The organism is Richelia sinica FACHB-800 (assembly GCF_014698825.1).
Lineage (GTDB): Bacteria > Cyanobacteriota > Cyanobacteriia > Cyanobacteriales > Nostocaceae > FACHB-800.
This window is the reverse complement of record NZ_JACJTT010000068.1, coordinates 1-12,482: the sequence shown is the minus strand read 5'-3', so window position 1 is coordinate 12,482 and position 12,482 is coordinate 1. Positions and strand designations below refer to the sequence as shown.

The 12,482-nt window shown below is 39.1% G+C and carries 6 protein-coding genes and 1 pseudogene; 4 read left to right on the top strand and 3 right to left on the bottom strand.

Annotated elements, in window-relative coordinates; all coding sequences use genetic code 11:
• The first annotated feature begins 447 nt into the window (after window positions 1-447).
• On the top strand, window positions 448-4,176 hold the full coding sequence (locus H6G73_RS23775; RefSeq protein WP_256443813.1) for a PAS domain S-box protein: 3,729 nt from the start codon (window positions 448-450) through the stop codon (window positions 4,174-4,176).
• Between the two features lie 19 nt (window positions 4,177-4,195).
• Here H6G73_RS23775 and H6G73_RS23770 read toward each other — a convergent pair whose 3' ends face one another.
• The 3 genes from H6G73_RS23770 to H6G73_RS23760 are packed head-to-tail and all read right to left on the bottom strand — an operon-like array spanning window position 4,196 to window position 10,906.
• The gene (locus tag H6G73_RS23770; protein ID WP_190608961.1) at window positions 4,196-5,290 is read right to left on the bottom strand and encodes a hypothetical protein; all 1,095 of its coding nucleotides are present in this window, start codon (window positions 5,288-5,290) and stop codon (window positions 4,196-4,198) included.
• A gap of 28 nt (window positions 5,291-5,318) precedes the next feature.
• The gene (locus H6G73_RS23765; RefSeq protein WP_190608960.1) at window positions 5,319-8,303 is read right to left on the bottom strand and encodes a virulence factor SrfB; all 2,985 of its coding nucleotides are present in this window, start codon (window positions 8,301-8,303) and stop codon (window positions 5,319-5,321) included.
• A gap of 50 nt (window positions 8,304-8,353) precedes the next feature.
• The gene (locus H6G73_RS23760) at window positions 8,354-10,906 is read right to left on the bottom strand and encodes a dynamin family protein (RefSeq protein ID WP_190608959.1); all 2,553 of its coding nucleotides are present in this window, start codon (window positions 10,904-10,906) and stop codon (window positions 8,354-8,356) included.
• Window positions 10,907-11,075: 169 nt separating this feature from the next.
• Here H6G73_RS23760 and H6G73_RS23755 point away from each other — a divergent pair, with 169 nt between their 5' ends.
• From H6G73_RS23755 to H6G73_RS25040, 3 genes and pseudogenes are all read left to right on the top strand, one after another.
• Window positions 11,076-11,219, top strand: a complete 144-nt coding sequence (locus H6G73_RS23755) for a hypothetical protein (RefSeq protein WP_190608957.1) — start codon at window positions 11,076-11,078, stop codon at window positions 11,217-11,219.
• Window positions 11,206-11,907: a cyclase family protein gene (locus H6G73_RS23750; RefSeq protein ID WP_242034299.1), complete on the top strand. Its 702-nt coding sequence runs from the start codon at window positions 11,206-11,208 to the stop codon at window positions 11,905-11,907. Before H6G73_RS23755 ends, H6G73_RS23750 begins: the two co-directional genes overlap by 14 nt.
• 348 nt (window positions 11,908-12,255) lie before the next feature.
• Window positions 12,256-12,482: pseudogene (locus tag H6G73_RS25040) on the top strand (hypothetical protein); the annotation flags it as partial.

The following is a 12,482-nucleotide window of genomic DNA, read 5'->3' as shown; positions in this document are numbered from 1 at the left end:
TGATACTTATTTTCATTAACTCTCTTAGGACTTAAATAAGCTTTAGTTCTTGTGTACTATTTTGGTGGCTTTTTTTGATGTGTGACAGTTAGGGTGCGGAAGGTGGGCTACATCAATTCCCATACCTAGTCCTAATATTCCTAGATAATTTGTGACAACGGGAATAATACTTAAGCAAGTAAATATGTTTTTAGCTCGTGTTTCCAGGAAATTTACCCATGGATAAACGAGCTTTATTTGTTATTGATGGAATGAATTTTTAAACAATAACCAGAGATTTTGGAATTTCCTCGGTTTTTGTGTGTGGGTCAAGCCAATAGGAGCGATCGCACCAAAAAATTTTAAGTTGTGTGAAAAATAGCATTTTTTCCTTTTATACAAGAAAATATACGGTATCAGTCCAATGTTGTTTTTTCACTGCTCCCCCCTCGGCTTATTCGGTTTAAAATGTTGTTCAAGACGCTAATAACGGCACATGTTATCGAACAAACGATCACTCCTTATCCCTTGATGGTAAGTCAGCAAACCTTGGTGACAGAAGTGATTGCTCAGATGAATCAAGTCGGTATGGGTGCTAATTGCGCCTTAGTCATGGCGGAAAATGAATTGGTGGGAATTTTTACTCAAAGAGATGTTTTGCGGCTGTGTGCGGCAGGAAGGCAATTTCTGGGGGTAGCGATCGCTGAAGTGATGACTCACCCTGTTGTCACCATTAAAAAATTTGAATTTACTGATATTTCTGCTGTCCTGAATATCTTTCATGAGCATCAAATTCGTTATCTTCCGGTCATGGATGATGATGACCAAGTGATAGGCATAGTTACGGAAACAAGTCTTGTCAATTATTTGCAGTCTTTAAGCAAAATAGAATTAAGTGAATTGCAGCAAGGTATAGATCAGCTAATCGAAGACTTATATTTACAAACCCAAGCACTGAAACAAGAAGTAAACAGACGGAAAACCTTGTTTAAAACTTCCTTTGACGGCATTGTGATTATAGATTTACAAGGCAATGTTGTAGAGTCTAACGAAAGTTTTGCACGGATGCTTGGCTATTCCCTGGAGGAAATGGCCAAACTCAATGTGTCAGATTGGGATGCTCAATGGTCAAAGACGGAAGTCCTAGAAAAAATCCATGAAGTACATCTGAAAAGTGCTACCTTTGAAACTCTTCATCGACGGAAAGATGGCTCGATTTACGAGGTAGAAATCAGCGCCAATTCAGTACAATGGGGCGATAAAATTTATAAATTATGTGTATGCCGAGATATTACTGAACGCAAACAAGCGGAAGAGTCTCTCAAAAATTTAGTAGAGGGGGCAGCAGCTTTTACTGGTCGAGATTTTTTTCCAGTTTTAGCAGAATATATTGCCACAGCACTCCAGGTTCGTTATGTGCTCGTCACTAAAAAAATAGGTAAATATTTTGAAACCTATGCTTTTTGGGCTAACAATCAAATTCAAACCAATTTCATTGGTTATTTAGAAAATACACCATGCGGTTTAGCCATGACTGAGGGGATGTATTGTTGTACAGAAAATCTACAACAGCAATTTCCCGGCAATGAAGAATTAGTGGCTTTGGCAGCTGAATCCTATATTGGTATTGCTTTAACTAATACTCAAGGTGAGATTATAGGCAGTCTATGTGTTTTAGATGATCAGCCTATGCAGCAAGAGTCACGGACAATAGCCATGCTACGGGTATTTGCCGCCCGCATCAGTGCTGAATTAGAGCGGTATGATGCCATCCAAGCACTACATCAACTTAATCAGGATTTAGAAGCTTTAGTCACCCAACGCACTCAGGCTTTACAGGCTAGTGAGGCTCGATATCGGTTATTGATGGATGAGGCCAGTGATTGTATTCTGCTGGGTGACATCAAAGGTAATATTCTCCACAGCAACCGCAGAACAGAGGCGTTGCTGAATTTTACCCAGGCAGAACTGATTGGTAAACATTACACCCTTTTGTTTCCTCCCGAAGAATTAGGAAGGGCCATAGCCGCTTTTAACAGGTTAGTGAAAAATAAACGGGCTGAACTCCTAGATACCTTACTATTGCGAAAAGATGGTATTACCGTGCCCATTGATATTACTGCTTCTGTAGTGGAAATTAACGGGGAGCACATTATCCAAGCCATTTTTCGAGATATTAGTGAACAAAAGACCCGCTTAGAGGAGAGAAAAAAAATAGAATCCCAGCTGCAAAAAAGCGCTACTCACTTAAGTATGGCCCAAAGAATTGCCCATTTAGGCAGTTGGGAATATGAGGTCAAAACTGGTGAAATCATGTGGTCGGAGGAGATTTTTCGGATTTTTGGACTGAATCCAGGTTTGGGTGTTCCTAGTTATGAGGAATTACTACAGTATGTTCATCCAGGCGATCGCGATCGCCATAATCAAGTAGTTGAACAAGCAATGACAACTAAAAAGCCTCAAGAGTTGGAATATCGTCTCCTTCGTCCTGATGGCAAGTTACGCTATGTCCATGTGCGAACAGAAGTAATTTGCAATGAGGATGGTGAAGTTATCCGCTTAGTTGGCACAGCTTCAGATATCACTGACCGCAAAAATGCAGAATTAGAACTGATTCGCAATCGAGATTTACGAGATGCCATCTTTAACCAGTCAACAGATGCCATTTTTCTGGTTGATCCTCAAAAATTCTGGATTTTAGATTGTAATCACAGGGCAGTAGAGTTATTTGAAGCCAATAGAGAAGAAGATTTAATGACTACCAATATGAACTTACTGCAAAAACAGCCATTTCCCGATGCCGAGTTACAGGAAATAAAAGCGGAAATGAAACTCAAAGGCTTTTTGACTCGAGAAATTGAATATGTAACTAAAAAAGGTAACTGCTTCTGGGGGAATTTAGCCTCAAAAACCATGGTGATTGCTGGTACTCATATCAATTTAGTCAGGGTGACGGATATCAGTGACCGGAAAAAAGCCGAAGAAGAATTAAAACTGGTCAATGAGCAATTAAGTTTGACCAATGCAGAACTAGACCGGGCCACCAGACTCAAAGATGAGTTTTTAGCGAATATGAGTCATGAACTGCGGACTCCCCTCAATGCGGTCTTAGGGATGTCCGAGGCATTGCAGGAAGATGTGTTTGGAGAATTAAATGATCGCCAAAAAGGGGCGATCGCCACAATTGAACGCAGTGGTCAACACCTACTGGAATTAATCAACGATATCCTCGATTTATCAAAAGTTGAAGCGGGTAAATTAGAGTTCCATCCTGTGACAGTTTTTGTCCGTGATTTGTGTGAATCTAGCATCACCTTCGTTAAACAACAGGCCCATAAAAAAGGCATTCAACTCAAATTAGAAATTCCCCCTAAATTACCCTCATTAATTGCTGATCCACTCCGCGTCCGCCAAATTCTCATTAATTTACTCAATAACGCCGTTAAATTTACTCCTGAAGGTGGCAGTGTTCAGTTAACAGTACAAATTGATGTGCAAGCAGAAATGGATTTTCTGGCTTTTTCTGTCATCGACACAGGCATTGGTATTGCTAGTAGCGATTTAAATAAACTATTTAAACCTTTTGTACAAATTGATAGCAAACTTAACCGTCAGTACAATGGCACTGGATTAGGTTTAGCTTTAGTACGTCGATTAGTTGAATTGCATGGTGGTAAAGTTGAAGTTAGTAGCATACTAGGTCAAGGAAGTTGTTTTACTGTATATTTGCCTTGTACAGGTACACCAGAGGAATCAACAGCCGAAAATAACTCACCATCTACTAATCAACACTCTGTTTGTCTCACACCAAATAGTCAACATCAACGCAATACATCCCTAATTCTCTTAGTTAACGATAATGAAGTTAATATCACCACTATTGGTGATTATCTCAGTCAAAAAGGATATCGTCTCATCATCGCCAAAAATGAGCAAGATGCTGTAACTTTGACTCAAGAAAATCTTCCTGACTTAGTAATTGTGGATATTAATATGGGAGGAATAAATGCCTTAGAAGTAACTCAAAAAATGCGTGCTGATCAACGATTTAGAGATATTCCGATTATCGGTCTCACAGCATCTAATCTGCCCAATGAACTAGAAATATTAATGGCAGCAGGTATCAATGAGTTTTTTGCTAAACCCATTAAATTAAAAGTTTTGACTCAGAAAATTCAACAAATTTTGCAAAAGTAAAATTGGAGGAGTTCATTTGTCACCTGGAACCACGAAACATCACTCTTCCCGGATATTCTTCTTGATTAATTCGTGCATATATTCGCAAACAAGTTAACACTTCTCCTGGTGTCCCACCACAATCTACTTGCAAATCATCTTTAGAAAATTGACACACATCAGCATATAGTCCAGACAATTGTTTAATTCGCACTTCATGACCAGCTTTCGTTACTGCATCAGCAACTTTTTTGAGAATACGTCTGGATTCTTGCTGTAAATTTCCCCACCAGGAATAACGTTCCGCTGGAGGCATAAAAACTAGGGAATGAATTGCTTCATCCATATCAATCCAGGCATGTAAATTAGCGATTTCATCAGAATTTTCTTCACTTTTTTGTGTACGATGCCATCGGTCTTGTAAAGCTTCTAAATATTGCTGATGTTGTTCTATGTTGTTATGTAGAGAAATAGCATCAAAGCTAAATACAGTTTTTAAAGCATGATGTAAATCTGGTTCTTTTTTGACAAATTTGGTATATAATAAGATAAATCCTGCCAATAAATTTAAATTTTCTGATTGATTTTCTTGGGTAAATCCAGCATTGACAAAAGCCTGTTGCGATAAACTTAAACCCTGAGCTTGAATAGTACCAGTTAACCCAGGATAAATAATTTCATCCCGAATAAAAGGCAATTCTTCGACATTTTCATCATCGGCAATTGCCCCCACTGCCTGGGCCGATTCTAAAGCACGTTGTCGCCAAATAGTTGCTAAATTTTCTGGTACACGTAACAGCTTACGGTGAATTTCCTGCCATAATTCGCCATCACTTTGACTGTTGAGAGGTGTATTACCTAAATAAAAATTCAGTTCCGAATCAGCATTAAAAGCCGCTTGTAAATCTATGAGTTTACATGGTTCACGAACAGTAATTTCCGTTGCTGTTGCCGATGCTGGGTGTAACAGGTCTTGCAGTTCTTGCAGCACTTGTGCACATACTTGGCCACCAGGGTCGAGGGGGTATTCCTGATGTGCTTGCATTAACGCAGCTTCCAGTCCATGCAAACTAAATCGAAGTAACCGCGCTAATTCTGAGTTTTCAGTTGTGAGAAGTTCGCGCAAGTGCTGCATAACTTTGTCCCGTCACTGGTCACCTCACTTAATGGATACCACAGAAAGGGTCACGTTCTTTATCAACTTCGTTGGGTTGCAGTTCTAATTCTGCACGATAAACACAGCCTTCTTGTTGCAAACTGTCTTGATTTTTCCCTATCCAGTAAGGCACTTCACCAGCGTGCATTCTCAAAATTCCTTGATTATCAAGGGTGACATGATACTTACAAGGGTAGTCTGTGTGGACATCGGGTTTGCTAAGTGCACCGATACGTATCCATTTTTTGGTATTGGTGAGGGGGTCAGTTTGATAAATATAAAAGGTGTGTTGACCGCTTTGGGGAAAGGGAGGTAAGGCATTACTAATTAAACCTAGTCCCGGTTCTGTAATACCATCTTGTAAATAATGGAATGTTTGCAGTAATTTACTTTCTTCTGTATCTACTGCAAATACTAAATGATAGGCATCTGGTTGATCAACTGTAGCTGACTCTAAAACGTTAATGGCAATATCACCATCATTTAAGTTTTGAGAGGGTTTTTCAACAGCGATATTCCATTTTAATTTGCCATCAGCAAATAAATCTGATGTTTCGGCATTTTGGGATAGGACAGAAGCGAGGTCAATACCTTTACCATCAATTAGATAATGGGGGTTGCCTTGACAGAGAAGCACGGTAAATTGTAGGGTTTGGTCAATTTCAAATTGCACCTTAATTTTTTTGAGAAATTCCCCTTCTTCCATACCTAATTTGGCCATGAGCATTTTGCCATCAAAGCTACCCCACAACCGCAAGTCTCCATCTTCGTAATCTTGACGATAAATAATGTTAGTTAATTGTATTCCTTGCCAACGGGTACGCACTTTAGCAACGCTTTCCCAAGGAGAGATTTGATATAGTTCTTGTCCGGCATAAAATATTGGTAATAGTTCGTTGCTTTGAGTTTTGCGTTTGAAGTTACAAGGAAGATAATAAAACAGGTTTTTAACGTCTATTTCTAGTTGATTTGCACCTTTTTGGAGAAGACTTTTTGATTCTTCTGGGTCAAAGCGGAGACGACGCAATTTTTCGGCGTAACAAGCACCTGCTGAGGTTGCGAGTTTGGTAAATTCCAAGACAAAGGTAATGCGTTCTGGGTTCCAAACAAAATAAGGTGACTGACTGAATTCTTGATAAATTTGTTTTTGTACTAATTCCAAATTACAAGTTTTACCAGAGAGAATTAACCAATCAACTTTTTGATGATTTTCACTGATTAAGCGGCTTTCCATCAGCCCTTTAGCTATACCAATTGCTTCTTTAATTGGGGCAATGGCAGCGCGTTCAAATTGTTGACTGTCTAAAGTGACAGACATGGTTTCTGAACTTCTAATTTGAAATTTGATGCCACTTTGAGCCAAGAGTTCACCGATATTTTGTTCGGAAAGGGTAAAGGTTAAATTGGGACTATTGACTGGGGGTTTTTGTCCTAATTTCAATTTGGCAGCTTCCGCATGATCCCAGAGTGTGTAAAATGTTTGTAGGCGTTGAGGTGCATGTTGCCAACGGGTAGGTAGGATTTTTTCGGTTGTATCCAGTGCATCTTTAAAGGCTACATCACCTTCGGGATTTTCTTTATCAATACATTTTAATAAGCTACCGCTTTTATATTGACCGTCTTCTAGGAACCGTTCATTTAATTCTGAGTTAATTAAGTCTTCTAGTTTGTCACTTTCTATATCACCAACGGTAACAGCAGTGAGGAGAAAATCACAAATAGCAACTTTTAATAAGCGGAAGATGCGTAAAGTAATTAACTCCCCACCTAATTGTAAATGACCGGAGGAACCTAATAATTTGGGAGTTAGTTTATAGTAGCGTCCACCTAAACCTCTATCTTCATGGTCTGCAAAGAAAGGAGTTTTGTCTTCTAGGGTGAGTTCAATTAAAGCTAAATCTGTTGTCCCACCACCAATATCTAAAACGAGAACATTTTGTGACCATTTATTGCCAATTTGATGACAGCGGGTTTTAAAAGATTCAATCCCAATGTTGAGATTACCACCAAATTCTCGCCATAGGAAGAAAATAGCCACGGAAACTGCTTCATCGTATGCAGTTTGTACGTCATCAATTCCCAACTCTTCCACTAGTTCTTTAACTTCTTTCCGCACGACTGGAGGTGCGACGGTCGGATAGGTGACAACTGCGGTTAAAAAATCACCTTCAGAAAATCTGCGTCTAGCGCGTTGACGGTAGTCTTGGGTCAGTTCGATGAGATGAGACCAAGCAGCTTGGATGAGTTGGTTAACGGTGATATTTTGTTGTTCACCATCGAGAATGACAGGGAAGTAGCGGTCTTGTCCAAAGTAGCGTTTAGGGGAGTGGTGAAATCTGCTGATAATTTCTTTGATGGATAGAGTCGTTCCCTGAGCGATCGCTTTCTTACGATTATCCCTTGCTTCCCGTCCCATCCGCAACTTTAAGGGTAAAAGTTGGGATACCTCCATTTCTGAGGGTATTTCTGTTTCCCTTCTGTCAATATCGAGGACTACGGGAATTAAATTTTGGGATTCTAAAGTAGGCACTCGGAAAACTTCATGATATATCTGATAGAGTTTTTTACTGACAGCATGACGAAATCTATCACTAGTTCCTAAACATAATTCAATTTGGCGAATTGCTTCTAAAAATAGCTTTTTATTATCACTTTTAAATACTTCGCTTAAATTTTGTGGTTCTACTTCTAAATTTTTACTAATATCACCAATAAATTTTTCCCACTCAGTTACACTGGCATCTGGTAAAGCTAAATTAGCAGGAGAACTTAACCATACTGATAAACGTTCCCTTAATCTTAGTTCTTGTTCTCTAGGTAAAATTTCCGCAATGGGTACTTCAATAGGGTCAAATAAGGTAACGGTAGAGTTAGAAGTACCAAAATCTAAAGCTAACCAACCGGGAAATCTTTTCCGGGGTTTATCGTTAAGTCTTTCGCTGAGTTGTTGACTAAGGTTATCTAAGTATTGATCTAATTGAAAGGGATTCATGTGTATATAATGCTTGCTAATTCAAGTATGAAAGGTAGTTCAGAGATAAGTTAGAGATATTCAGATAGTTGGTTTTCATTAATTGACGCTAGGTGAGAAAGAATTTGTAGCCAAGTGGGAATTTCTCCTGGGGTTTGTTCATCACCAGCAGCAATATATCTGAGTAGTTGTTCTTGTTTAGAAAGGTTTTGTAAGCTGGGAATAATTTGGTCTAAAATGCCATTTAATTCGGCATTAACTAATTGGTTAATTTCGCTTACATACTGAACTAAATGCAAACTCGCACTGGCTGTGATTTCATCTCGCAGTCGTAAGACAAATAACTGATGATTTGCACTTCTAGCTGCATTACCACTCCTTTCTGGAGACCAATCAAAAATTTGCCCGACTTTGTGCTTGTCATCCTGTCTTGCTAAAGGAAATATCACTTCTGGATTAATAGTTTTATCTTGACTATCAATCTCCGAAAGGATAGCTTCCTGCCACTGTTGGGGGTCACAACCTAAGAATAGTTTGTAAAATAAATCTGCTTCCTCTCCACCAAATTTTTGTTCTATGTCTGTTTCCATATCTGGTTGGAGAATAGCTTGTAATTTTTCTCTTTCTAGGGATACTTGATGAGATAATTTAGTTAACAAATCAGCCACAGCCTGACGAATGCGTTCCCGTGCGTAATTCTCCAACTCCTTGACAGTTTTTTCAAACACTGGAAAAAAGTCTTCACTCTTGCTAGGTAAGGAACTATTACCGCGATTACCTCGATCAAATAGCTTTCCTGCTGCGCCTTTTGATTCAGCTAAAGTAATTGTACCGTTTTGAACTTTATTAAATAATAATGTCCATTGACTCCAATTCAAAATTTTGTAGGTTAATTCATCTTTGATAACATCGCTAACCACAATTCCCCGACGGTCTTTGAGTGGTTCCTTCCCTAAATCTTTTTGAAAGTTTCTGTAGGTTCTATCTAAATTCTCAATGGCTAAACGTAATTCCATCAATGCAGGACTTTCAGCAGTGGGTATACCTTGTTCATGAATTTCGGTGATAATATCTCTCAGATATTCCTGTTGTTGTACTACCGCATCTGCGGCTCTCCGGGTATCTTCATATAATTGCTTTAATCCATGAGTGTTCACATGGCTTTGAATTAACTCTCTCAGTTTACTAATTCCTCCATCTTGAGCAAAATATCCCAATTGTCTACCGAGAGAATTACGTCCATCATCAGCTAATAACTTTTCACTTAAACTACCCCATTTCTGTTGTAATCGCTTAGACCGATGCAAATAATCTGGGTAATCTAAATTAGCGAGAAACTCTTCAGAACCAGCTTTCACTGTGGTGGAACGTTTTGCTAATTCTGCTAACCCTAATAAGGGAGATAATAAAACAATTCTGTCTTTTTGATTGGTGAATGCTTCGGCACCATCAATAATCGTTTGCAGAACTTTGATTTTCCGAAACACCGTATCTGTAGTCAAGGAACCTTCCTCTACTTCCAAGAGCGAATCTAGTTCCCTTTCCCCACCTTCATTATCTAAGGGTAATTGGTCAAAGCGTCCCACACCAACCAAAATCAAATCCTTCAGGTCTTGTCCTGGTCGCTGTTGCTGCATCATGGTGAAAATGCGATTGGCGCGATCGCTCCCTGGTGATTTACCATTGAGTAATACTAAAATTGTCTGTACCTGTGCCAATTCCCGCAAAGATAAAAATGTATCCCGTGCCCCAGAATTAGCAGCACCCAACCCAGGAAAATCTAACAGAATAAATTCCTCTGCCCCACCGACATCCCAAATTTCCCGTGAAATTTTTACATCAATATCCACACGGCGAATTAAGGGAAAAGAATTTTGTAATAACTGGGTCGAAACATTTTGTGGAGGACTTGGTAAGCGAATATGTGCAGGTGGCAAATCTTCAAACTTCAAAGTTTGAATCGCCATAGGCATCTCCACAAATTGTAAACCTTCACGGGCAGTTACCCCATCAATTTCATATTTTAACCCGCATAAAGCTTCACCATAAGCTTGATATGCACGCAAAAATACCACTAACTCCCGAATCAAATAGCGTAACTCTAAATTATTAGAAACTTTCCAAGTCTCTTCACACCAATTACTAATATCTTTGCCAGTTTTAATCCGAGAAATTTGTAAAGGTGCAACACCTGCTGCCGTTGCTCTTTTATCCGCTTCACCTAACATGAAGTGTAAACACTCATTCACACCTTCATGGGATAAATATTCAACAGTATAATTATCTACTTGAGTAGTTGCAAAACCATTTTGTGGTTGAATATGAATAGCAGTGACATTACCTGTCGTTGGGTTTTCACTCACTGGTAAAGCATCAGCATAACCAATTAAACTTCCCAGTAACAGCGTTTTACCACTACTAAATTCCCCCATCACACCAATTTTAACTGGTGAAGTTGCCAATTCCACAGTTTTCTGTGCTGCTTCCTGTAACTTCACCAAACAATCATCTAAACTTGTAGGAACCCAATCTTCATGCTGAGAAGGACGTTGGGGTACAGAGTCGATTTTACGCAGAATAAATTCACCGTACTCTTTTAAACGGGCCAGTTTATCTGGTTCCATAGAGTAGTCTTGTACCTTAGATAATTTTCTGTCAGCTTTATAACACAAAACTTGCAAAGAACAATCATGTCATGCAACCACCACAGGCGACTTTGAACTCCTCAATGATGATTTGGTTACAATTATATCAATGTATGTTTTTACCGTTTCTTAACTACTTATTACGAATATGTTAACCATTGCCGTGTTTACTAGTAAACAAATTCACTTTTTGCTGCAACATTTTCAACCCCCAGATCATCTGCAAGTCACGGAATTTGGGGGATTATTTATTGAAATGTTGCATGAGGAATCTTCCCTTGTCGAATATTAACTTTAGCCGTGTTATTCACCTCAGTCATGTTATTGATACCAACATTCCACAATGGCCTGGCGATCCACAAGTAGAATTTACTACCGTAGCCGAAATCAATAATGACGGTTATTACTTAAGAAAGCTAGATATTGGTGAACACAGTGCAACTCATATTAATGCTCCCAAAAGCTTTGAGCATCAAGGTATAAGTATTGATCAATATCCTGCCCAGTCTCTTGTTGTTCCCGCTATAGTCATCAATATCTGTTATCAAGCCACCTTTAATCCTGATTATCTCCTCACCATTGGTGATATCCAAACCTGGGAAGAAGAATACGGTCTAATTCCCCCTGGTTCAGTAGTTTTACTTTATACTGGCTGGCAGGGAAAATGGTCAGACAATAGCGCCTTTTTTAACCAAGATGCAGCAGGAAATATGCACTTTCCTGGGTTTGGCAGTGTAGCTACCCAATTTTTAATTGAGCAAAGACAAGTTGCAGGTGTAGGAATTGATACCCATGGTGTAGATTCAGGACAGGATAATAACTTCTCTACCAACCGTTTAGTATTGACCCAACCCCGCATTGTCTTGGAAAATCTCACGAATTTAGACCAACTACCACCCACAGGTACAACTTTGGTGATTGGTATTCTCAGATTAAGAGGTGGTTCCGGTTCTCCCGCAGCAGTTATGGCCTTTGTTTGAGCATACCAACGTCAGAACAGACAAAATTGTCACAACTGACGTAAATGTCACTCAGGATGTTACTTTGTTTCAGCTTTCAGATATCTCCACAACGATTCCTGTCATAGTGTAAATAATTACTACGTATTAACAAAAATTAACAATAAAACATTACAAATCTTGAAACTTTAGTTAATGCCACTGAATCTACAGACCTAGAGAATAGCTGTACTGAGGCAAAATTATTCACTGCCAATGCAAGTTAACCACGGTGCAACAAGGGTTTGAAGGTTAAGCATTGCCGATAGGGAATTAATTTTAACAAGGCACAGAAAAATTCTCTGTCAGCAACTAAAAGGAGTAAAAATTGTGGCTAATATTATTGGCACACCCAATAACGACAATCTCGTCGGTACTATATTCAATGATTACTTAGATGCAGGTCTAGGAAATGATACCCTCGATGGTTGGTTGGGTGCTGATACAATGAGGGGTGGAGATGGCAATGATACTTACTTCGTCAATAGTTTTAGTGATGTAGTCAAAGAAGACTTTGATGATGCTAAAGCAGGTGTAGATACCGTCAATTCTTCCGT